General features: G+C 69.5%; 19 protein-coding genes, 1 rRNA gene and 1 riboswitch. Of the genes, 4 read left to right on the top strand and 16 right to left on the bottom strand.

Translation table 11 applies throughout. The annotated features are described in order from the left end of the window. Positions 1-102 precede the first annotated feature (102 nt). Positions 103-693 carry a Clp protease N-terminal domain-containing protein gene (locus tag IE242_RS35820; RefSeq protein WP_373299680.1) on the bottom strand — a complete coding sequence of 197 codons (591 nt, stop codon included), beginning with the start codon at positions 691-693 and terminating at the stop codon, positions 103-105. Positions 694-913: 220 nt separating this feature from the next. After that, the gene (locus IE242_RS35815) at positions 914-1,555 is read right to left on the bottom strand and encodes a PadR family transcriptional regulator (protein WP_189866990.1); all 642 of its coding nucleotides are present in this window, start codon (positions 1,553-1,555) and stop codon (positions 914-916) included. Between the two features lie 410 nt (positions 1,556-1,965). Between IE242_RS35815 and IE242_RS35810 the strand changes: the two genes are divergently transcribed. After that, the gene (locus IE242_RS35810) at positions 1,966-2,778 is read left to right on the top strand and encodes a PhzF family phenazine biosynthesis protein (protein ID WP_189866987.1); all 813 of its coding nucleotides are present in this window, start codon (positions 1,966-1,968) and stop codon (positions 2,776-2,778) included. Positions 2,779-2,914: 136 nt separating this feature from the next. On the opposite strand, the gene IE242_RS35805 is transcribed toward IE242_RS35810, so the two are convergent. Together IE242_RS35805 and IE242_RS35800 are read right to left on the bottom strand one after the other, a co-directional pair. Continuing rightward, positions 2,915-3,709, bottom strand: a complete 795-nt coding sequence (locus IE242_RS35805) for a CPBP family intramembrane glutamic endopeptidase (RefSeq protein WP_373299679.1) — start codon at positions 3,707-3,709, stop codon at positions 2,915-2,917. Positions 3,710-3,817: 108 nt separating this feature from the next. Beyond that, positions 3,818-5,335, bottom strand: a complete 1,518-nt coding sequence (locus IE242_RS35800) for a glutamate-cysteine ligase family protein (RefSeq protein ID WP_189866983.1) — start codon at positions 5,333-5,335, stop codon at positions 3,818-3,820. Between the two features lie 585 nt (positions 5,336-5,920). Here IE242_RS35800 and IE242_RS35795 point away from each other — a divergent pair. Both IE242_RS35795 and IE242_RS35790 read left to right on the top strand, forming a co-directional pair. Further along, positions 5,921-6,499 (top strand): hypothetical protein, encoded by a 579-nt coding sequence (locus IE242_RS35795; RefSeq protein ID WP_189866981.1) that lies wholly within the window; start codon positions 5,921-5,923, stop codon positions 6,497-6,499. A gap of 449 nt (positions 6,500-6,948) precedes the next feature. After that, positions 6,949-7,155, top strand: coding sequence for a DUF5999 family protein (locus tag IE242_RS35790; protein WP_189866979.1), 207 nt, complete (start codon positions 6,949-6,951; stop codon positions 7,153-7,155). Between the two features lie 174 nt (positions 7,156-7,329). Here IE242_RS35790 and gcvP read toward each other — a convergent pair whose 3' ends face one another. After that, positions 7,330-10,215, bottom strand: a complete 2,886-nt coding sequence (gcvP, locus tag IE242_RS35785) for an aminomethyl-transferring glycine dehydrogenase (protein ID WP_189866977.1) — start codon at positions 10,213-10,215, stop codon at positions 7,330-7,332. A 176-nt stretch (positions 10,216-10,391) separates the two neighbouring features. Next, a riboswitch (glycine riboswitch) is annotated at positions 10,392-10,487 on the bottom strand. A gap of 123 nt (positions 10,488-10,610) precedes the next feature. Here gcvP and IE242_RS35780 point away from each other — a divergent pair. Beyond that, positions 10,611-10,979 (top strand): PRC-barrel domain-containing protein, encoded by a 369-nt coding sequence (locus tag IE242_RS35780; protein ID WP_189866975.1) that lies wholly within the window; start codon positions 10,611-10,613, stop codon positions 10,977-10,979. Between the two features lie 63 nt (positions 10,980-11,042). Here IE242_RS35780 and IE242_RS35775 read toward each other — a convergent pair whose 3' ends face one another. The 11 genes from IE242_RS35775 to rrf all read right to left on the bottom strand — a co-directional run. Then, positions 11,043-12,410 (bottom strand): DNA polymerase IV, encoded by a 1,368-nt coding sequence (locus IE242_RS35775; protein ID WP_189866973.1) that lies wholly within the window; start codon positions 12,408-12,410, stop codon positions 11,043-11,045. A 182-nt stretch (positions 12,411-12,592) separates the two neighbouring features. Then, positions 12,593-13,282 carry a MerR family transcriptional regulator gene (locus tag IE242_RS35770; protein WP_189866971.1) on the bottom strand — a complete coding sequence of 230 codons (690 nt, stop codon included), beginning with the start codon at positions 13,280-13,282 and terminating at the stop codon, positions 12,593-12,595. Positions 13,283-13,899: 617 nt separating this feature from the next. After that, positions 13,900-14,373 carry a bifunctional nuclease family protein gene (locus IE242_RS35765; protein WP_004002801.1) on the bottom strand — a complete coding sequence of 158 codons (474 nt, stop codon included), beginning with the start codon at positions 14,371-14,373 and terminating at the stop codon, positions 13,900-13,902. A 148-nt stretch (positions 14,374-14,521) separates the two neighbouring features. Continuing rightward, on the bottom strand, positions 14,522-15,280 hold the full coding sequence (ftsR, locus tag IE242_RS35760; protein ID WP_189866969.1) for a transcriptional regulator FtsR: 759 nt from the start codon (positions 15,278-15,280) through the stop codon (positions 14,522-14,524). A 42-nt stretch (positions 15,281-15,322) separates the two neighbouring features. Further along, entirely contained in the window at positions 15,323-16,273 is a 951-nt protein-coding gene (locus IE242_RS35755; protein ID WP_189867075.1) for a zinc-ribbon and FHA domain-containing protein, read from the bottom strand. Positions 16,274-16,355: 82 nt separating this feature from the next. Beyond that, complete coding sequence (locus IE242_RS35750) at positions 16,356-17,195, bottom strand: DUF881 domain-containing protein (protein ID WP_189866967.1); 840 nt, start codon at positions 17,193-17,195, stop codon at positions 16,356-16,358. Between the two features lie 13 nt (positions 17,196-17,208). Continuing rightward, on the bottom strand, positions 17,209-17,541 hold the full coding sequence (locus tag IE242_RS35745) for a small basic family protein (protein WP_030578925.1): 333 nt from the start codon (positions 17,539-17,541) through the stop codon (positions 17,209-17,211). Next, entirely contained in the window at positions 17,538-18,440 is a 903-nt protein-coding gene (locus IE242_RS35740; RefSeq protein ID WP_189866965.1) for a DUF881 domain-containing protein, read from the bottom strand. Before IE242_RS35740 ends, IE242_RS35745 begins: the two co-directional genes overlap by 4 nt. Before the next feature lie 99 nt (positions 18,441-18,539). After that, a complete protein-coding gene (locus IE242_RS35735) occupies positions 18,540-21,035 on the bottom strand; it encodes a mannose-1-phosphate guanyltransferase (protein WP_189866963.1) in 2,496 nt (831 codons plus the stop codon). Between the two features lie 112 nt (positions 21,036-21,147). Next, positions 21,148-21,756, bottom strand: coding sequence for a cardiolipin synthase ClsA (clsA, locus tag IE242_RS35730; RefSeq protein ID WP_189866961.1), 609 nt, complete (start codon positions 21,754-21,756; stop codon positions 21,148-21,150). A gap of 110 nt (positions 21,757-21,866) precedes the next feature. Next, a 5S ribosomal RNA gene (rrf, locus tag IE242_RS39525) occupies positions 21,867-21,935 on the bottom strand; the annotation flags it as partial.

Genomic DNA, 21,935 nt, shown 5'->3' with positions numbered 1-21,935 from the left:
CAGGCTCGACGGGCCCGCCGATGACCTACGCGTCAGGCTCGGCGACACCGAGCGCGCACCGGACGGCCCCGGCACACTTCGCCGGCCGGGACCCGTCCCGCGTCAGCCGTTCTCCCCGCCCGCCACACAGCCCGTCGCCCGGCGCTCGATCCGCTCCGGCAGCGCTTCCGTGTCGACGCCCGCGCGCCGGAGGACCTCGACGGCGCGCGCGTCGGGGGCCGCGACGAGTGCGGCGAGCAGGTCGGTCCCGCGGGCGTGCGCCTCCCCACGGCGCTCGGCGCGCGCACACGCGTCCTCCATCGCTCCGGAGGCCACCGGCGACCAGCCCGTCACCCCGGTGAACACGGGCAGGGCGCCGGAGTCCTCGGCAGCGCTCTGCCAGCGCAGTCCATAACCGATACTCCGCTGCACCAGATAGCCGAGCAGCCGCGCGACCTGCGGTCCGCCCTCGAAGACGGCACGCACCTCGGGATCCGACTCCAGGAGCGCATGGAGCAGATGAGCGGTGTCGATCTGCTGGTCCCCGTCCCTGAGCGCCCGCCTGCGCGCACTGCTGACCACCGCTGCCAGCTCGTCGGTGAGCCCGGCAACGGCCTCCACATGGCCATGGCTGTGACCATGACTGTGGTCGCGGCTGTGACCATGGCCACGGCCTTGATCGGCGGCCGCATGCCGAGGAGATCGGGATTGCACACCCCCACCCCACCAGCCGCACCGCATCGAGGCATCCTCGCCGGGCAGCATTCTCACGTCCCACGCAGGTTGGGGGTGGGCGAGAGGTTGTCCTCCTTACGGATGACTTGACGCCGCCCACGGACGGCACGGCTCCCAAGTCCTCAACCCGCAACCCGCAGTCCTCAGCCCTCAGTCCTCAGTCCTCAGTCCTCAGTCCTCAGTCCTCAGTCCTCAGTCCTCAGTCCTCATCGGCGAGGATCAGGTACAGCTTCTTCCGGGCCTCGTTGACGACCGCCAGCGCCTTGTCGCGCTGCTCCTTGCTCCCGGTCTTCCAGACCTGCCCGAACGCCTCCATCAGACCGAAGCCGGCCTGCCGGATCTCGCTCAGCGCTTCCCAGTCGACCCCGCGCGAGGCCTCTTCCCACGGCGCGTCGGAACCCTCGTCGGCCGCCGTACGGCCGGCCTCGGTGAGCGAGAACAGCTTCTTGCCCCCCTCGCTCTCACTGGCGATCAGCCCTTCGTCCTCCAGCAACTGGAGGGTCGGGTAGACCGATCCCGGGCTGGGCTTCCACGCCCCGCCGCTGCGCTCGGCGATCTCCTGGATCATCTCGTAGCCGTGCATCGGCCGGTCCTTCAGAAGGGCCAGGATCGACGCCCGGACGTCACCGCGCCGCGCCCTTCCCCTGGGTCCGCCCCTGCCGCGCCCACCCCACGGTCCCGGGCCGAAGCCGGGGAAGCCGGGGCCGCCGTGCCCCGGGCCGAAGGGCCCGAAGGCACCGCGCAGCGCCTCATGACCGCCGCCGGGACGTCCATGCGGGCCGCGCCCACCGTGACGCCCGTGTCCGTGCTCGAATCCGTAGTCCTCTCCACGGGTACGCATCGCAACCACTCCATTCCATCGTTGATCTGTCGCGATGCCTCAACGATATATCGGGACCTGGCATGCGACAACCCCCTTGGGCCTCGCCGCTGAAAACGATGCGCCGGTGATCCCGCCCGGAGCCGGCAAGCCGAGGCAGTCACTCCTCACCGTCTAGCCGAGGCAGTCACTCCTCACCGTCTAGCCGAGGCAGTCACTCATCACCGTCTGCCGTGGTCGCCGCCCCGACCGCTCGAAGCAGTGGCTCGACCGGCTGTCGTGCCCGTCGTGCCATGCCACGTTCGCGTCCGTCCGCACTTCGTCGGCACGAGCTCAAGGCTTGCCAGTACCCCCGGAGCACCGCCGAAACAGGTCCAGCGCCCGCGAATTGGCCTTGGCCTGCGACTTCACCGAGCCCTTAGCGTCGGACCATGCGCATTCGAATCGTCGACGCCTTCACCGACCGCCCCTTCTCCGGCAACCCGGCCGGGGTCCTCCTCCTCGACGCCTTCCCGGACGACGCCTGGCTGCGGAACGTGGCCCGCGAGGTCAACCACCCCGAGACGGCCTTCGCCCACCCGCTGCCCGGGGACGGCGAGGCCGACTGGGCGCTGCGCTGGTTCACCCCCGCCACCGAGGTCGCGATGTGCGGCCACGCGACGCTGGCCACGGCGCACGTCCTCGCCACCACCGGTGCCCACTCCGGCCCGGTCAGGTTCGCCACTCTCAGCGGCGTACTGATCGCGACGCCGCACGAGGACGGGTCCATCACCCTCGACTTCCCGACGGCACCCCTCACCCCGGTCGACCTGCCGGACGGCGTGGCCGACACACTGGGCGCCGAGCCGCTGACCGCCCTCGACACCGGGCCGTCCGTCGGTGACCTGCTGCTCGAACTCCCCGACGAGAAGACCGTCCTCGGCCTCGCGCCCGACTTCAAGGCACTCGGCCGGTACTCCGAGCGCGGCATCATCGCGACGGCGCGCGCCGAGGACCCTGCCGCCCGGGGCTACGACTTCGTCTCGCGCTGTTTCTTCCCGAACGTCGGCATCGACGAGGACCACGTCACGGGAAGCGCCCACACGGCCCTGGCCCCGTTCTGGTCCGAGCGGCTCGGGCACCCGGTCCTCACCGGTCTGCAGGCTTCCCCCCGCTCCGGCCTGGTCCGCACCGAGGTCCACGGTGACCGCACCCTGCTGACCGGCCGCGCGGTCACGGTCATCGAGGGCGAACTACTGGCGTGACAGCTACTGGCGTGACAACCCCCGGCGGGAACGGCGCGGCCCGATCCGGGTAGTCCCCACCGGCACCACACGCCCCACGCTTCGCGTTCCACGTCTTACGTCTTACGTCTCTCGCGTCCCGTCACCGGGTACGCGCTCACGCCGTCGGCAGCCACTCCACCTTGCCGGCCAGCAGCGCGTACCCGACGAACGCCCCGACGTCGAGCAGCGTGTGCGCCACCACCAGTGGCCCGACCCGCCCCCAGCGCCGGTACAGCCAGACGAACACCACGCCCATCACCAGATTGCCGACGAATCCACCGATGCCTTGGTAGAGGTGGTACGAGCCGCGCAGCACCGACGTCGCCATGAGCGCGGTCCCCGGACTCCAGCCCAGCTGGCCGAGCCTGCGCAGCAGGTATCCGACGACGATGACCTCCTCCAGGACCGCGTTCTGGATCGCGGAGAGGATCAGGACCGGGTACTTCCACCACACGTCGGGCAGCGCCTCCGGCACCACGGTGAGGTTGAACCCGAGTGCGCGGACCGCCAGGTAGAACGCGATGCCCGTGCTGCCGATCACCGCGGCGACCGCCGCCCCGCGCCCCAGGTCGGACCAGGGCTTCGTACGGTCGAAGCCGAGCGTGCGCAGCCCCGCGCCCTCCCGCAGCAGGAAGTGCGCCACGAGGGCCACCGGCACCAGCGCCGTGGCGATGCCGAAGAGCTGCCAGGCGAGGTCGAGCCAGGGACGGCCGGGCGCGGCGGAGGCGTTGAGCGTCGCGGCCTGGTCCTTGAGCCCTCCCGGCTTGGTGACCGACCCGACAAAGCTGATCAGGGCGGACACCCCGCTCGCACCGAGCGAGACACCCAGCACGAGCAGTGTCTCGTCCCGGAAGATCCGCCGGGTCAACCGCTCCGACGGCAAGGCACCGTCCACCGACCCCGCGTCCACCCGCACTCCCACCTTCAGTCGGACATCCCAGCCGTCACAGCATGCCCGATGACGATGAGCCCGGTACCACCGCCCCGCACCCTCGCGCCGGCCCGGCCCGGCAGTCCCTCACCCCAACGGCACAGCCTCCGGCAGCCCCACCGGCCAGTTGTGCACCGGCTCCCCGGAGTGCATCAGCTCGCAGTACCTGCGCGTGGTCGCGGCCAGCGCGGCATCGCGTCCCAGCCCCTTCTCCAGCGCGCGATGAAACGTTTCCGCTTGCCAGCTCGCCCCATTGACCCGCCGCCGGCACCGTTCCTCGATCACCCCGAGGTAGAAGTCCCGGTCCGCCGGCTCGACGCCCCAGGCGTCCAGGCCCGCCTCCGCCAGCGGCAGCAGCTCGTCCCGCACCAGACTCACCGCGTCCACTGCCACGGTCCCGCCGTACCGACCGCGCCGCGGCCACCGCAGCCGTGCCTCGATGCCGTGCCGGCACGCCTCGTCGAAGTTGGCGGCGGCGGCCTCGAAGGGCAGCCTCGTCCACACGGGCCGCGACTCCTCGGCGAGCGAGCGGACGACACCGTAGTAGAAGGCCGCGTTGGCGAGGACGTCCGTGATGGTCGGCCCGGCGGGCAGGACCCGGTTCTCCACCCGCAGATGCGGTACGCCGTCCGCGACGCCGTACACGGGCCGGTTCCAGCGGTACACCGTGCCGTTGTGCAGGGCGAGTTCGGAGAGTTTGGGCGCGCGTCCCTCGTCGATCACGCGCAGCGGGTCCTCGTCGTCGCAGATCGGCAGCAGTGCCGGGAAGAAGCGCAGGTTCTCCTCGAAGAGGTCGTACGCCGAGGAGATCCACCGCTCGCCGAACCAGGTGCGCGGCCGTACGCCCTGGGCCTGCAGTTCCGGCGGCCGGGTGTCGGTGGACTGCTGGAAGAGCGGGGGCCGGGACTCACGCCACAGTTCGTGCCCGAACAGGAACGGGGCGTTGGCGCCGACGGCGATCTGGGCGGCGGTCACCGCCTGGGCCGCGTTCCACACGTCGGAGAACCGGTCCGGCGTGACCTGGAGGTGCAGTTGCACGGAGGTGCAGGCGGCCTCGGGCGCGATCGATCCCGAGGTGCACACGAGCCGTTCCACACCCTCGATGTCGAGCTTGAACTCCTCTCCGCGGGCGGCCAGGATCTGCTCGTTGAGCAGCGTGTAACGGTCCACGTCGGAGAGGTTCGAGGAGACCAGGTCGTCCCGGCCGAGCGTCGGCAGGATGCCGATCATCACGATTCCGGCGTCGACTTCACCCGCTTTCCGATGGGCGTACGCCAGCGAGGTCCGCAACTCCTCGGAGAGCCGGTCGAATACCCGGCCGCCCAACCGGTGCGGGGCTATGTTGACCTCAAGATTGAACATCGCGAGTTCCGTTTGGAAATCACGGCTCGCTATTCGCTCCAGCACCTCTGCATTCAGCATGCGCGGCAGACCGTCGGCACCCGCGAGGTTCAGCTCGATCTCCAGCCCCATCAGGTTCTTCGGACGATCGAACCGCTTCTCCTCCAGCAGTCGCTCGAGTCCCGTCAGGCACTGCTGCAGCTTGTCGCGGTACCGCTGCCGGTCGGCCAGGTCGAACGGCCCCGCCACGACCTTCTCCCCCATCTAACTGTCCCTCCTCGGCGATGGGCAGGCCGATGATCGGCCGTCACTTGCCCCGGGTCACGGGGGATGATGCCCCGGCAACGCGATCGATAACGTCCCCCCGAGGAACCACTCGACAGCACTCCGGGCACACCCGCCACCCGCTAGGGTGGGTTGGGTACCCATCGCCTGATTCACCAGACACACAACCGCGCAGGAAATTCTCCCGCATCCGCCGTCCTCGTGAAAAACGCCGATGACAACCGGCCTACCGTTGCAGGACGAAATTCACAGGTCAACGAGGTCCAGGCCACCGGCAATCGGGATGAACACCGCATTCCAGAGACCGAATAGTGCCTTGCTCTTCATATGCGGAGCGGCTAGAGGAAACACCACCTGAACACGTGTCGTATAAACTCCGCAAACGAGGCAGAGAGTTGGCGCTCGCGGTCCTCGGTCTGCTGCCTGAACGATGTACGGCAGACCGCCCCCCTCATTCCCGCTCCGGACCTTCAGCCCCCGCCTCTCTGTCCCCAGAGAGCTGACAGCGCCGTCCGCCCCCCTCCCTCGCGCCACCGTGCCTGTCTGAATGAGAGGCGACCCACCATGCCGCTGCATGTCCCCGAGGCTCCCGCGCCCGCCCTGCGCACCGTCCTCACGGCACTCGGTTCCCCCACCGCCGTCAAAGAAGCCCGCACTCCCTCCCTGCGCAAGGCGCAGGGCCCCGTGACGCCCGATCTCCCGCTGCCCGTCCACGTCCTGGACCGGGTCGCCCCCGTCGGCGCCTCCACCACCCGGCTGTCCGGCTGGCGCTTCCTGATCCGCTGCGGCGAACGCGCGGTGGCAGCGGCCGAGACCCGGCTGACCCCCGACGGCTGGGCGTTCTCCCACTTCTTCGAAGGCCCGTACGTCGCCGCCACCGAACGCGCTTTGCGTCAGGCCGAGTCCGTGCCGCAGCCCTGCCAGGCTCGGCTGCTGTCGGTGCCCGAGCTGTACATGCTGACCCTGTGGCTGCACGGCGACTGCACCGCCGACGGCGCCGCCGGCCGCCTCGCCCCCACCGACATCCTGATCCCGCTGGCCCCGGCCCCGCCCGGCATCGCCGCCCACCGCCCGCACCGGGTCGCGGAACTGATGCCGCTGCTCACCCACCGGCTGACCCCCGCCCCCTTGCTCAGCGCCTGACCGCCCACACCGGAGGAACGCGTATCCACATACCCGCGCACCGAACACACATCCGCGAGGATTCGCGCGCAAATTCGCGCGAATCCTCGCGGATCTTTCTTTGCGAGTCCTCCCGATTTCCCGCCACCCGTGCACCCCGCTCTTCCGGGCGCTCATACGCTCGTACGAGCCTCGAAAACGCCCCCCTGACCCGTCTGGACTAGCCCCATCCGGCCCCCGCGAACCACCCGATAGGACAAGGGAGTTGGACTGAACCGTCCGCACGGGTGATGCGTCATGAACCTGTGAGAAGCGGTGCTGTGAAATCCCTGCGAATTGACGCCCGTGGGGCAACACTGGAACCGACCGACTCATCACAACGGGGGGCGGCCATGAACAAGGCTTCACGCCGCGGGACTGACAAGACGGCCAACTCATCCACAACGACACACCGAGAGATCCCAACCACCATGTGCCAGCACCAGCCACCGTGCCCGACAGCCGAATCCGCCGACCGGGAGTCCGCCCGCCTCGTGGCGCACCACCCGGAGCAGGGATGGAGCCTGCTGTGCAACGGCGTTCTGCTCTTCGAGGACACCGGTGAGCTCCTGCCGGACGGCCAGATCATCGCCCCGCACCGCCCGCTCGGTGCGGACCAGGTGATGACGGCCGCCTGAGCGGCGGCAGTCACGGGGCGACCGGCCTGACACAGCGCGACCGCCCGGACAGATGAGGGGCCGGCCCGGAGAACCATTCTCCGAACCGGCCCCGACGCGTGCCCGGCGTCACTGGGTCACTGGATCACTGGGTCCACGATGTGTCGACGACGCCGTGACATGACCGTGCGGCGACTACTCCTCGTAGGCGTCCAGCGGCGGGCAGGAGCAGACCAGGTTGCGGTCGCCGAAGGCCTGGTCGATACGGCGCACCGGCGGCCAGTACTTGTCCGCGGCCCCGACCCCGGCCGGGAACACGGCCTCCTCACGCGTGTACGCGTGCTCCCACTCACCGCCGACCGAGGCGGCGGTGTGCGGGGCGTTGCGCAGCGGGTTGTCGTCCGCGGGCCACTCGCCCGCCCCGACCTTCTCGATCTCCCCGCGTATGGCGATCATCGCCTCGCAGAAGCGGTCGAGTTCGGTGAGGTCCTCGGACTCGGTCGGCTCGATCATCAGCGTCCCGGCCACCGGGAACGACATGGTGGGCGCGTGGAAGCCGTAGTCGATCAGCCGCTTGGCGACGTCGTCGACCGTCACGCCGGTCGCCTTGGTCAGCGGCCGCAGGTCGATGATGCACTCGTGCGCGACAAGCCCGCCGGGACCGGTGTAGAGCACCGGGTAGTGCGGCTCCAGGCGCTTGGCGATGTAGTTGGCGGACAGTACGGCGATCTGCGTCGCACGCTTCAGCCCCTCGCCGCCCATGAGCCGGACGTACGCCCAGGAGATCGGCAGGATTCCCGCGGACCCCCAGGGCGCGGCGGAGATCGGGCCGACCCCCGTCTCCGGACCGGCCGCGGGCTGCAGCGGGTGGTTCGGCAGGTACGGCGCCAGGTGCGCGCGCACCCCGACCGGGCCGACGCCCGGACCGCCGCCGCCGTGCGGGATGCAGAACGTCTTGTGCAGATTCAGGTGCGAGACGTCACCGCCGAAGTGCCCCGGCTTGGCGAGACCCACCAGGGCGTTGAGGTTGGCCCCGTCGACGTACACCTGACCGCCGGCGTCGTGCACCGCCGCGCAGATGTCGGCGACGTGCTCCTCGAACACGCCGTGCGTGGACGGGTACGTGATCATCAACACGGCCAGCTCGTCGCGGTACTGATCGATCTTCGCCCGCAGGTCCTCGACGTCGATCTCGCCGTCCCCGGCGGTCTTCACGACGACGACCTTCATCCCGGCCATGACGGCGCTGGCGGCGTTCGTGCCGTGCGCGGAGGACGGGATGAGGCAGACGGTCCGCTGCTCGTCGCCGTTGGCCCGGTGGTAGCCGCGTACGGCGAGCAGGCCGGCCAGCTCGCCCTGCGAACCGGCGTTCGGCTGCAGCGAGACCTTGTCGTACCCGGTGACCTCGGCGAGACGCTCCTCCAGCTCGGTGATGAGCGTGAGGTACCCCTCCGCCTGCTCGGCGGGCGCGAAGGGGTGCAGCTGCCCGAACTCGGGCCAGGTGACCGGCTCCATCTCCGTGGTCGCGTTGAGCTTCATGGTGCAGGAGCCCAGCGGGATCATGCCGCGGTCGAGCGCGTAGTCGCGGTCCGCGAGCCGGCGCAGGTAGCGCAGCATCGCCGTCTCGGAGCGGTACTGCCCGAAGACCGGATGGGTCAGGTACGCGTCGGTGCGCAGCAGCGCGTCCGGCAGGGCGTCCCCGGTCTCCGCGTCCAGCGCCTCGACGTCGCCCCCGACACCGAACGCGGCCCACACGGCGGCCAGCTGCGCGCGGCCGGTGGTCTCGTCGCACGCGATCGACACGAGGTCGGCGTCCACGAGACGCAGGTTGACCCCGCGCTCGCGCGCGGCCGTGACGACCTCGGCGGCCCGGCCCGGCACCCGCACGGTGAGGGTGTCGAAGTACGCGCCGTGCACGACCTCGATCCCGCCCGCGGTGAGACCGGCGGCGAGGATCGTGGCGTACCGGTGGGTGCGCCGCGCGATGGTCCTGAGCCCCTCGGGCCCGTGGTACACGGCGTACATGCCGGCCATCACGGCGAGCAGCACCTGCGCCGTGCAGATGTTGCTGGTCGCCTTCTCCCGCCGGATGTGCTGTTCCCGCGTCTGCAGGGCGAGCCGGTACGCCTTGTTCCCGTCCGCGTCCACGGAGACGCCCACGAGCCGTCCGGGCAGGCTGCGCGCGAACTTCTCGTGCACGGCCATGTAGCCGGCGTGCGGCCCGCCGAAGCCCATGGGCACGCCGAAGCGCTGCGTCGTACCGACCGCGATGTCGGCGCCGAGCTCGCCGGGCGAGGTGAGCAGGGTGAGCGCGAGCAGGTCGGCGGCGACGGTGACGAGCGCGCCGAGCTCGTGGGCCCGCTCGATGACGGGCCGGAGGTCGCGTACGGCACCGGAGGCGCCCGGGTACTGCAGCAGTACACCGTTGATCTCACGCTCGGCGATCTCCGCCGGGATGCCGTCGCTCAGATCGGCGACGACGACCTCGACACCGGTGGGCTCGGCACGCGTCTCGATGACGGCGATCGTCTGCGGCAGCGTGTCCGCGTCGACGAGGAAGAGGCCCTTCTTGTTCTTCCCCATACGTCGCGACAGCGCCATGGCCTCGGCGGCCGCGGTGCCCTCGTCGAGCAGGGACGCACCGGAGGTCGGCAGCCCGGTGAGGTCGGCGACCATGGTCTGGAAGTTGAGCAGCGCCTCGAGCCGCCCCTGGGAGATCTCGGGCTGGTACGGGGTGTACGCGGTGTACCAGGCGGGGTTCTCCATGACGTTCCGCAGGATCACCGGCGGGGTGAACGTCCCGTAGTACCCCAGGCCGATCATGGAGTGCAGCACCTGGTTGCGGTCCGCCAGCGAACGCAGCTCGGCAAGGACCTCGGCCTCGGTGCGCGCGTCCGGCAGCTCCAAGGCGTCGGCGCTCTTGATCACTTCCGGTACGGCGGCCGCCGTGAGCTCGTCGAGGGAGCCGTAACCGACCTGCGCGAGCATCTTGGCCCGCGCCTCCTGGTCGGGCCCGATGTGGCGCTGCTCGAAGGGGATGCCCTGTTCGAGCTCGGAGAGCGGAGTGCGGTGGACGGTCATTGCGGAGGCCTCCTGGTCTGACGCGACCTGCGAGGGGCACCACGGCACGGGTGCCCGAACGGCCTCCCCCTCTGTCATCTCAACCTGAGAGCTTCGCCGGACCCCCCATGGGCCTCCGACTTTCACCGTCGGTGAGAGCGGAAGCCGTCGACACCCGCTCTGCTTTCCAGAGTGACCTCGTCCGTGCGGTACGTGAGCCTGAGAGATTCCGGGGAGGAGTTGCTCCTTCGGCGCCTCCGGTGGCCTTCGGAGGACTCTCCCGCACGGGGTCAGCAGCCGTTGTCAGCCTACCAGCGAGGGCAACGCACGAGCTTTCGAGTGGCCGCCTTTCCCAAAGTGCCTTTTCGTAGTGGTTGGGGACGAGTTGCGACCCGTGGCGACCCACTGGAGGGCCCGTGCAGAGCGATATCGATCCGCGCAACCTGATCGGCCGCAAGGCGTTCGACCGCAAGGGCACCAAGATCGGCACGATCGACGAGGTGTACCTCGACGACGCGACCGGCCTCCCCGAGTGGGCGGCGATACGCATGGGCCTGTTCAGCAGGGACGCCTTCGTGCCCCTGGAACCCAGCGAACTGGTCGGGGGGATCCTCCACGTCCCGTTCGACCGGACCCTCATCAAGGACGCCCCCGACTTCGGCGTCGGCCGCCATCTCTCCCCCGAGCAGGAACTCCAGCTCTACCACCACTACGGACTCGATGTGGCACCTCCTCCTCCGCTCGACAGCGAGTTCGGCCGGCTCGCGGGCACGGAGGAGGTCTGAGGCACCTTCCACGCGCCCTACGCTTCTCCCGCCCCCCATGCCTCGCTCACCGCAAGCCCTGCCTCACACCGAGGGCTCCGTGACCGCCCCCGGAGTCACCGGTCCCCCGGGGGTCAACGGCAGCGGATCCGCCGGCTCCAGGGCCGGATCGTCGGTCCGGAAGGTCCGGACGCGTCCCGGCGCCGAGTCGGGTGTCTCGAAGCGCACGGTGACCCGTCCGAGCCCGCTCCCCTGCACCCACCCGTGCCCGTACTCCGCGTGCCGCACGTCGTGCCCGGCCGGCCACCGCCGTTCCGCGGGCCCGGCCACCACCTCCGCGGGCTCCTCCGCCGCTACCTCCTCCTCGAACCGCTCCTCTCCCGCCGCCTGCGCGAACAGGTCCTCCTGCGTGAAGTCGGCGAGCCCGCTGACACCCACTCCGAGCAGCCGCACCCCACCGGTGGTGTCCACGGACTCCAGCAGCCGCGCGGCGGCCTCCCGCACCACCGCCGGATCGTCCGTGGGACCCCGCAGCGTCTCGGACCGGGTCAGCGTCGAGAAGTCGTATCTGCGGACCTTCAGCACGATCGTCCGCCCCGACAGCCCCGCGCCGCGCAACCGCCGCACACACCGGTCCGCGAGCCGCTGTACCTCCAGCCGCACGCGTATCCGGTCGTGAATGTCCACGTCGTACGTGTCCTCCACCGACACCGACTTCGTGTCCCGCTCGGCCACCACGGGCCGCTCGTCGCGCGCCAGCGCCATGGCGTACAGCCCGTGCCCGTGCGCCTTCCCGACCAGCCGCACGAGCTCGTCCTCACCGGCCTCCACGATCTCCTCGACGGTCGTGATCCCGGCACGCCGCAGATGGTCGCCCGTCGCGGGCCCCACCCCCGGCAGGATCCGCACCGACATCGGCCCCAGCAGTGCCCGCTCGGTCCCCGGGCGGATGAGCACGAGCCCGTCCGGCTTGGCCTGCTCCGACGCGATCTTCGCGAGCATCTTGGAGGCGGCGAGCCCCACGGAGCCGGTCAGGCCGGTCCGGTCCCGTATGTCGGCACGCAGCCGCTCCCCGGCGAGCCGCGCCGACTCCTCGTCCCAGGCCGCTCCCCCGGCCTCCAGATCCACGAACGCCTCGTCCAGGCTCAGCGGCTCGACCAGCGGCGACAGGGCGCGCAGCAGCCGCATGACCTGCTCGCTGATCGCCCGGTAGAACAGGAAACGGGGCACGAGATAGGCGGCGTTCGGCGCGAGGCGGCGCGCCTGCGCCATGGGCATCGCCGAGTGCACGCCGAAGACGCGCGCCTCGTACGAGGCGGTGGCGACCACACCGCGTGGCCCGAGCCCGCCCACGACGACGGCCTTCCCGCGCAGGCTCGGCTTCGACGCCTGCTCCGCGGAGGCGAAGAAGGCGTCCATGTCGAGATGCAGAATCGTGGGCGCGGTTCTCACATGTCCGATGCTGCCCTACGCCACTGACAATGCCAGGGGACGACCGGCGTCTGCCTCTGTCTCTGCGGCCGGCTCTGTCACCGCGGCCGCCTCTGTCCTTGCGGCTACCGCCGCATCTGCGGCTGCTGCCTCGTGTGCATGTGCATGTGCTGCCGACAGCACGGGCCGCCGGGTCCGTAATCTCAGACGGCCCGGTTCCGCCGGCGGGCCAGTTCGTCCGAGGGGTGGTGGCCGACGAGCGTCTCGCCCGTGTCGACCCGCTCTCCGTGCAACTGCGAGAGCGCGCTCTCCACGTCCCGCCAGACCACGCCCACGGCGATGCCGAAGATGCCCTGTCCGCCCTGGAGCAGGGCGTGGACCTCGTCGGGGGACGTGCATTCGTACACGGTCGCACCATCGCTCATCAGCGTCATCCGCTCCAGATCCCGGAAGCCCCGCTCCCGGAGGTGCTGGACGGCGGTGCGGATGTTCTGCAGTGACACGCCCGTGTCGAGGAACCGCTTGACGATCTTCAGGACGACGACGTCCCGGAAGCTGTACAGGCGCTGCGTACCCGACCCGTACGCGGGCCGCACGCTCGGCTCGACGAGCCCGGTGCGGGCCCAGTAGTCGAGCTGTCTGTAGGTGATGCCGGCCGCCGCACACGCGGTGGGCCCGCGGTAACCGATCTGCTCGGACGTCTCGCACGTCTCGGACGCCCCACCGGTCACCGGTACGGCCATCGCCTTGCCCGGAACGTGACCGGCCGCATCACCGTGCTGGGGATATCCCCTGCCCGGGCGGAGCCGAGAGCTCGGGGGAGGGTACGGGCCGTTCTCCCCCGGACTGTGTCCGCGGGCACCCCCTGCCGTACCGTCGCCGCTGCTTCTCACGCCGACCTCCGTCCTTGACCTGCCTTCTCGACGGTAGGCAGTCACCAGGGGTGCGTCAACGATCGCCACACTCGGCACGCCGAGTGATAATGACCCAAGGAGTGGTTTCTCATGCCTTTCCGCGGGGAAAGGCTAGCCGAATGTCCTTCGGACAGGACGCGGGATGCATGACGCCGCATCCCTGCCGCGTCTGTGCGCCGAATACGTGAACCCGGCCGCCTCGTCCTTCGTCCCGCCTCTCCGCGGCCGTCCCGCCGGCCGCCCGCGCCGGACTCCACACCCACGCGGGTCGCTTCGAGCCCACTCCTCGCACGGCACGCTGATCCGCTGTGCCGCCTGACGGCCCCCGACTGTCCGCGTCGAGACCGGATGAGTACCGCTGGGCTCTACCCAGCTCCACACGGCCTCGAACGTCCGGCCGTCACCTCCTGCGTTCCGCGGTCCGGCAACGCCCCGCAACCTCATCCACCGACGACTGCCCGGGCCACCGCGCCACGACGGCAACGACCACAGCGACCGCCTGCCGTCCGACCCACCGTTCCCCGTGGCCACCGACCACGCATCCGCAGACCGCTCGGGACCCGGCCCGCCTGCCTCCCGGCGCGGCGGGTACGGCCTCACTGGCTGCTGGTCCCGAAGTCCTCCGGCGAGATCTGGTCGAGGAACTCGCGGAACTTCTCCACCTCGTCCTCCTGCTCGTCCGGAATGGCGATACCGGCGTCGTCGAGCACCCCGTCACTGCCGTAGATCGGCGTGCCGGTGCGCAGGGCGAGCGCTATGGCGTCGGACGGCCGGGCACTCACCTCGACTCCGCTGGCGAACACCAGTTCCGCATAGAAGACGCCCTCGCGGAGATCCGTGATGCGTACTTCGGTGAGCTCCTGGCCGACGGCCTCCAGCACGTCCTTGAACAGGTCGTGGGTCAGCGGTCGAGCGGGCGCCATGCCCTGCTGGGCGAAGGCGATCGCTGTAGCCTCCCCCGGCCCGATCCAGATGGGGAGGTAACGGTCGCCTCCCACTTCACGCAGGAGCACGATCGGTTGGTTGGAGGGCATTTCGACCCGGACACCTACGACATCGAGCTCGTTCACACAGCAACCCTAGGCCGTGCGCGGGACGTTTGGGTAGTCGGGCAGGGACTGACCCCCCGGCCCGGCATCCAACCGGGGCAATCGTACGCCCGGGCGAAGACGGTCGCACCACCGCTTCCCCGCCCGTGCTGCGCGGACGCGGGCACGCTCAGGGCAACCGCACGCCGAGCGCGGACCGCACCAGCGCGGCGTGCAGCTTCACCGTGAGCCCCGCCAGTTCCTTCGTCCGGGCCTCCGCATGGGCCCTGGTCTGCGGATTCCGGTGGCGCCGCAGAGGCGCCACCACCTGGTCCACCAGGCCCGCCTCACGGTCGGCGGCAGCCTTCATCGCCCGTAGATGACGCGGCTCGATACCGGATCGCCCGAGTTCTAGCAGAAGTGTGGCGACGGTGACCGCCTCGGCGTCGTACGCCCCGTCCTCCAGCGGACTGACGAGCCCGTACGACTCCCACTCCGCCAGTTGCTCCTCCTCGATCCCGACGGCCGCCAGGAGCTCCGAGCGGCCGAGCCGGGCCGCCACCGGCTCCTCCGTCTCACCGAGGAACACGATGAACCGCTCCTCACCGTCCTCCGCGTCACGCTGACGCCCCAGAACCGGCAGCCGCAGGGGCTCACCGCGCTCCAGGGCGTCGAGATACTCACGGATCACCTTGAGCGGCAGATAGTGGTCCCGTTGCATCCTCAGCACATGACCGAGCCGCTCGACGTCCTGGGCGCTGAACTTGCGATACCCCGAGGGGGTGCGCTGCGGCTCGACCAGCCCCTCCGACTCCAGGAAACGGATCTTGGAGATGGTGACCTCCGGGAACTCGTCCCGCAGCATGGTCAGCACGGTGCCGATGCTCATCAGTCCGCTGTCCGCGGCGGCGGTGCCGTGGCCGGCACCGCCGCTCGGTGTGTGAAGCATGGACCTTCCTGGGGGTCCCCCCGGACGGAGTCCGGGGGTGAGTCAGATGCCCCGCTGGCTCGCGTAGAAGACCAGCCGGTACTTACCGATCTGCACCTCGTCGCCGTTGGAGAGCGCGACCTCGTCGATCCGCTCCCGGTTGACGTACGTGCCGTTGAGGCTGCCGACGTCCGCGACCGTGAAGCTGCCGTCCGGGCTGCGGCGGAACTCCACATGACGGCGCGAGACGGTCACGTCGTCCAGGAAGATGTCGCTCTGCGGGTGGCGTCCCGCCGTGGTGAGATCGCCGTCCAGGAGGAAGCGGCTGCCCGAGTTGGGGCCGCGGCGCACCACCAGAAGGGCCGAGCCGAGCGGCAGCGCGTCGACGGCCGCCTGCGCCTCGGGAGAGAGCGCCGGGAGCTGAGTCTGGCCCGTGGCCTCGGCGTCGTAGGCCTCGAGGCCCGAGATGGAGATCGTGGAGGTCGTCTCGGAGGCACGCTCAGCGGCCACCCCGGGACGCAGTGGCGCACCGCAGTTGGAGCAGAACCGGCTGTTCTCCGCGTTGCGGTTCCCGCACCTCGTACACACCAGGGCCGACATGGACGGATCCTCCTGCCGCGGCTGCCCCGCCGGGGCGTTGGACGCGTACGGGCCGGAGGCGAACCCTCCACCCGTACCTGAGGTTGACGGTTCCCCGAAACCTATGCGGCCGGACTGGGCAGGGTCAACAGACGGCGCGCCCTGACCTCCGGAAATGTCACCACCCGGACCAGCCACCTGGTCCCGGAACATCGGGCGTCCGCCGCCCTGGCTCTCCGCCTGGGACGGCTGTGCGCGGTGGCGAGCGGTCGCGTTCTCGCTGCCCTCTCGCGCGCTCTTGCCGAACAATTTCGCAAACAACTTCACGGGCGATTCCCCTTGACCGAAACAGACCCGCCCGTGGGGCAGGACGAACCCTGATTGAACACACCGGCCGACTCGGACATCCTCACAACGTCCGTATCCACCAGACAGTTTCCACCACGCACCACCCGATCGGTGCGCCGACCCCCCGCAACCTCATGCCCCCGCCTGACGGCCCCCATGCACCCCCTGTTCACTGGGAGGACGACCGAGCGTAGTCAGGCCGCTCCGCCGCCCGCAAGGCGTCCACGACGATCTTGTCCGCCCGCGCCACGGTCACGGTGGCCTGCTCCTTCTCCAGTGTCTGCACCACGCCTCCCGGGATGTTCAGCGCGGGCTCGAGGTCCTGCGGTTTGCCGATGACCTTGAAACGATAGGGCTGGGTGATCTTGTTCCCGTCGACGCTGATCCCGTCGTCGGAATCCGTCAGATAAGTCCCTGCCACCACCCTGACACCGTTCACCTGGATCGCCTCCGCGCCGGCCGCGCGCAGCTCCTGGATCGCGTCGAGCAGCATGTCCGCCTCGACCGTCCCCTTCGTGTCGTCGATCCTCACCGTGATGCCGGGTCCCTGCGCCGCCACCGTTCCCGCGAGGACGCCGAGCTGCCGCTCCTTCTCGACCGTCTGCCTGCGGGCTTCCTCGGCCTGGTCGGAGCTGTTCTCCAACTCGGTGCGCTGGTCCTCGAGCCCCTGCTTCTCCTCCTCCAGACGCTGTGTACGGTCATCCAGTTCATCGAGGATGCGTACAAGATCTTCCTGACGCGCGCCGCGCAGGGCGCCGTCGCCCTCGCTGTTGGACGTCACCTGCACGGCGAGGCCGAAGCCGAGGCCGAACAGCAGGAGGGCGACGATGAGTTGGGCACGGGTGACGCGCGGCGGCCACAGCCCGTTGACCAGCCGCTGACGACCGGTCAGGGCGGGCTTCTCCGCCTGCTGCCCGGCGCCCCCGGCCGGCCCGGCGGGCGCCGCGGGCACCTCGGCTGGCAGTTCCCTGCGCAGCCGTGTGGTGGGGGTCTCGTCCTGGTCGCTCATCGGTCTCACGTCCTCACGCCCGGAAGACGTGCCGCCGGATCGCGGCGGCGTTGGAGAAGATACGGATGCCGAGCACGACCACGACACCGGTGGACAACTGCGCTCCGACGCCGAGCTTGTCCCCCAGGAACACGATCAGCGCGGCCACGACCACGTTCGACAGGAACGACACGACGAAGACCTTGTCGTCGAAGATGCCGTCCAGCATCGCGCGCAGGCCTCCGAAGACGGCGTCGAGGGCCGCCACGACGGCGATGGGGAGATACGGCTCTACCACCGCCGGAACCTCGGGCCCGACCAACAGGCCGGCCACGACTCCCAGGACGAGGCCCAGTACGGCGATCACGATGTGCCCTTCTCCACTCTCGGTTCTGCTGTTCGTACAGTCACGCGCGGCGCGGCGGGCACCCGGACGTCGTCCTCCACGGACAGGGCGGTCCGGATCCCGAAATTCTCCTGCAGAGCATGCAGATACAGCCCGTCGGGGCTGTCCTGGAACTCACTGCCGAGCCGCTCCCCGTCCCCCACGGCGAGCACCTCGTACGGCGGCACGAGCGGCTTGTTGTCGACCAGTATCGCGTCACCCGCGGCCCGGATCGCGGACAGCGCCGTCAGCCGCTGGCCATTGATCGAGACGGCTTCCGCACCCGACTGCCACAGCCCGTTCACCACGCGCTGCAGATCGCGGTCCCGTACACGTCCGGTGTCGGAGAAACCTGACGTCCCGCGCGGATCGCCGTCCCCACCGGATGTGGCTTCCTTGGCGTCGTTGACGACGAGCTTCACGCCCGGCCCGTGCACCTCGACGGCTCCCGCCAGAATGCCGACGAGCTCCCTGCGGTCACTTCCCCCGTCGTCCTTCAGTACTTCGCGCTGTCTCGCGCTCACCTCGTCACGGAGATCGTCGACGCTCTCCTCGAGCCGGTCCGCGGCCGCGGTCTCGCGCTCGATGCGGTCGATGAGTTCCTCGCGCTCCTTGGCCATCACGGGCGCCGTGACACGCGCCTGCGCCGCTCCGACGGTCACGACGAGGGCGGCGAGCACCAGCCCGGCGGCCAGCCCGAGCTTGGCCCGCACCGTCTTCGGCAGGCCTCCTCCGGTGCCCTGCTTCCGGGCGGCTGCCTCGGCGTACCCGTCGTCGAGACTGTGATCCATGACATTGGTGAGCAGCGACATGGAAGCGTCCACGCGCGGGGGACGCGTGGGAATGCTCCGAACGGGGGGCTGCTGCGGCATGCCGCACATCGTCGCACGTCGTGGCCAGTACCTCCGAATGGCCCCACCGGCGTGCCGGACAGGCCCCGTTGGGGGCACTTGTCCGGCACGCGCGCGTGTTGCGGTTTATTACCGGCCGGCGCTGTCCACGACCGCCGACCACTCGTCGAGCAGGGCCTGCGCGGACGCGTCGTCGGGTCCCTCGGCCCACAGATGCGTGACGGCCTCCGCGGGGTCCGGCAAAACCATCACCCAGCGTCCGTCGGTCTCCACGACCCGCACGCCGTCGGTCGTGTCGACAAAGCGGTCCCCGGCCGCCTCCACGACCCGCCGCATCACGAGTCCCTTCACGGCCCACGGGGTCGCGAGATCCCGCTTGAGGACGTGCGCCCGCGGTATCCGGGCGTCGATCTGGCTGAGCGTGAGCTGGGTCCGGGCCACCAGCCCGATGAGCCGGACGAAGGCCGCGGTGCCGTCGAAGACGCTGCTGAACTCCGGGACGATGAATCCGCCGCGCCCGTCACCGCCGAAGATCGTCGACTCGTCGCCGCCGACCCGTGTCAGGTCGTCGGGCGACGTGGTCGTCCACTCCACCTGCGTCCCGTGGTACGCCGCCACCTGCTCGGCGATCCGGGTCGTGGTGACCGGCAGCGCCACACGCCCGCTGCGCCGCTCCGCGGCCACCAGGTCGAGCATGACGAGCAGCGCCCGGTCGTCCTCGACGATCCGCCCCTTCTCGTCGACGAGCGAGATCCGCTCGCCCACCGGGTCGAACCGCACGCCGAACGCTGCCCGCGACGACGCCACGATCTCACCCAGCCGCACCAGGCCCGCGCGCCGCATCTCAGCGGTCTCCGTCGGCCTGGACTCGTCGAGACCGGGGTTGATCGTCAGCGAGTCCACCCCGAGCTTGCCGAGCAGGCTGGGCAGCACGAGCCCCGCACTGCCGTTCGAGGCGTCCACGACCACCTTGAGCCCCGACTCGGCGATACCGGTCGTGTCCACGTCCCGCAGCAGCGATCCGGTGTACGAGTCGAAGACGCTGGACGGGAAGTGCAGGTCGCCGATCTCACCCGGGAACGCACGCCGGTACTCCTGCCGCGCGAAGACCCGGTCCAGCTTCCGCTGACTGCCCTGCGACAGATCCGCTCCCTGCCCGTCGAAGAACATGATGTCGACCGAGTCCGGCACTCCGGGGGTCGTCCGGATCATGAGCCCGCCGGCGCTGCCCCTGGCGGTCTGCTGCCGCGCCACCGGCAGCGGTACGTTCTCCAGGTCGCGTACGTCGATGGCGCTGGCCTGGAGCGCCGAGATGACGGCACGCTTCAGCGCACGGGCACCTCTGGAGTGGTCGCGGGCGGTGGTGACCGTGGAGCCCTTCTTGAGCGTCGTCGCGTACGCTCCCGCGAGCCGTACGGCCAGCTCCGGAGTGATCTCCACGTTCAGGATGCCCGACACGCCGCGCGCGCCGAAGAGATGCGCCTGGCCCCGCGACTCCCAGATCACCGAGGTGTTGACGAAGGCACCGGCCTCGATCGTCTTGAACGGATAGACCCGTACGTTGCCCTGCACGATCGATTCTTCACCGACGAGGCATTCGTCGCCGATGACGGCACCGTCCTCGATCCGCGCGGCTCGCATGATGTCGGTGTTCTTCCCGACGACGCAGCCCCGGAGATTGCTCTGCTGCCCGATGTAGACGTTGTCGTGCACGACGGCCTTGTGCAGGAAAGCCCCGCTCTTCACGACGACGTTCGATCCGATGACCGTGTGTTCACGGATCTCGGCCCCGGCCTCCACCTTGGCGTAGTCACCGACATACACCGGCCCGCGCAGTTCGGCGTCCGGGTGCACCTCGGCGCCCTCGGCGATCCACACACCGGGCGAGAGCTCGAATCCGTCGATGTCCACATCGACCTTGCCCTCGAGAACGTCGGCCTGCGCCTTCACATAGCTCTCGTGCGTGCCGACGTCCTCCCAGTAGCCCTCGGCGACATAACCGTAGATCGGCTTGCCTTCCTTCATGAGCTGCGGGAAGACATCACCCGACCAGTCGACCGGAACATCGGGTTCGACGTAGTCGAAGACCTCGGGCTCCATGACATAGATGCCCGTGTTCACCGTGTCCGAGAAGACCTGCCCCCAGGTCGGCTTCTCCAGGAAGCGTTCGACCTTGCCCTCGTCGTCCACGATGGTGATACCGAACTCGAGAGGGTTCGGCACCCGCGTCAGGCAGACGGTGACCAGCGCGCCCTTTTCCTTGTGGAAATTGATGAGCTCGGTGAGGTCGAAGTCGGTCAGGGCATCGCCGGAGATGACGAGGAACGCGTCGTCCTTAAGGGCTTCCTCGGCGTTCTTCACGCTCCCGGCAGTACCGAGTGGCTTCTCCTCATTGGCATAGGTGAGCTCCATTCCGAGCTCTTCACCGTCACCGAAGTAGTTCTTGACCAGTGAGGCAAGGAACTGCACGGTGACCACGGTCTCATTGAGCCCATGCTTTTTGAGCAGCCGCAGCACATGCTCCATGATCGGGCGGTTGACCACCGGCAGGAGCGGCTTGGGCATACTCGAGGTCATGGGGCGAAGGCGTGTGCCTTCGCCACCGGCCATCACGACGGCCTTCATGTCGGAAGCGTCCTCCTTGAAGAGACGGTCTGACCGACTTCACCCGTCCAAATTGTCCCGCACTTTTACGACGCGGGCCATCGGGGCCACTGGGCGCCCAATCCGGGCGAGCTCAATCGGCCATGGCGTCCGCACGAACCAAGCGGCGGACTTGTACCACGTAGAGGACTCCTGCCCACCAATACAGCGTTGTACCCCATCCGGCGAACGCCCATCCGAAAATCGCAGCGAGTGACGAGATCCAGCCACTTCCGTCACTGAGGAGCAGCAGCGGGAAGGCGTACATCAAGTTGAAGGTAGCCGCCTTCCCCAGGAAGTTCACCTGGGGCGGTGGGTAGCCGTGCCGCCTGAGGATGCCCACCATCACCAGCAGGACCAGTTCCCTGGACAGCAGCACGATGGTCAGCCAAAGCGGAAGGATCTCCCGCCAGGTGAGCCCGACGAGGGTCGACAGAATGTACAGCCGGTCGGCTGCGGGGTCCAAGAGCCGGCCGAGGCTGCTGATCTGATTCCAGCGCCTGGCCAGCTTGCCGTCGAGGTAGTCACTGACGCCGCTGAGAGCCAGCACCAGCAATGCCCAGCCGTCACTCTTGGGGCCACCGAACTCCGGCCAGAGAATCAACCACAGAAAGACGGGCACGCCTACGAGCCGCGCCATGCTGAGGATGTTCGGGATGGTGAGGATCCGATCCGTCTGGATCTGGGTCTCCTGGACCTCCACCCGGGGGCCTCCTGTGGGGAAAAGAACCAATGATGCCCCCCGACCTTACCTCAACGCAAAAAAGCTCTGGCTCTCGGGCATGATGCCCGAGAGCCAGAGCTCTAAAAGAAGTTCGGCGGCGTCCTACTCTCCCACAGGGTCCCCCCTGCAGTACCATCGGCGCTGTAAGGCTTAGCTTC

Source organism: Streptomyces poonensis (assembly GCF_014650915.1).
Classification (GTDB): Bacteria; Actinomycetota; Actinomycetes; order Streptomycetales; family Streptomycetaceae; genus Streptomyces; species Streptomyces poonensis.
This window is presented reverse-complemented; position numbering and strand designations above follow the sequence as displayed.

Excerpts from the sequence above, each read along its gene's own strand:
- IE242_RS35815 (WP_189866990.1), bottom strand. The coding sequence starts at position 1,555 with ATGCGTACCCGTGGAGAGGACTACGGATTCGAGCACGGACACGGGCGT.
- IE242_RS35810 (WP_189866987.1), top strand. The coding sequence starts at position 1,966 with ATGCGCATTCGAATCGTCGACGCCTTCACCGACCGCCCCTTCTCCGGC.
- IE242_RS35800 (WP_189866983.1), bottom strand. The coding sequence starts at position 5,335 with ATGGGGGAGAAGGTCGTGGCGGGGCCGTTCGACCTGGCCGACCGGCAG.
- IE242_RS35795 (WP_189866981.1), top strand. The coding sequence starts at position 5,921 with ATGCCGCTGCATGTCCCCGAGGCTCCCGCGCCCGCCCTGCGCACCGTC.
- IE242_RS35790 (WP_189866979.1), top strand. The coding sequence starts at position 6,949 with ATGTGCCAGCACCAGCCACCGTGCCCGACAGCCGAATCCGCCGACCGG.
- gcvP (WP_189866977.1), bottom strand. The coding sequence starts at position 10,215 with ATGACCGTCCACCGCACTCCGCTCTCCGAGCTCGAACAGGGCATCCCC.
- ftsR (WP_189866969.1), bottom strand. The coding sequence starts at position 15,280 with ATGCTTCACACACCGAGCGGCGGTGCCGGCCACGGCACCGCCGCCGCG.
- IE242_RS35750 (WP_189866967.1), bottom strand. The coding sequence starts at position 17,195 with ATGAGCGACCAGGACGAGACCCCCACCACACGGCTGCGCAGGGAACTG.
- IE242_RS35740 (WP_189866965.1), bottom strand. The coding sequence starts at position 18,440 with ATGTGCGGCATGCCGCAGCAGCCCCCCGTTCGGAGCATTCCCACGCGT.
- IE242_RS35735 (WP_189866963.1), bottom strand. The coding sequence starts at position 21,035 with ATGAAGGCCGTCGTGATGGCCGGTGGCGAAGGCACACGCCTTCGCCCC.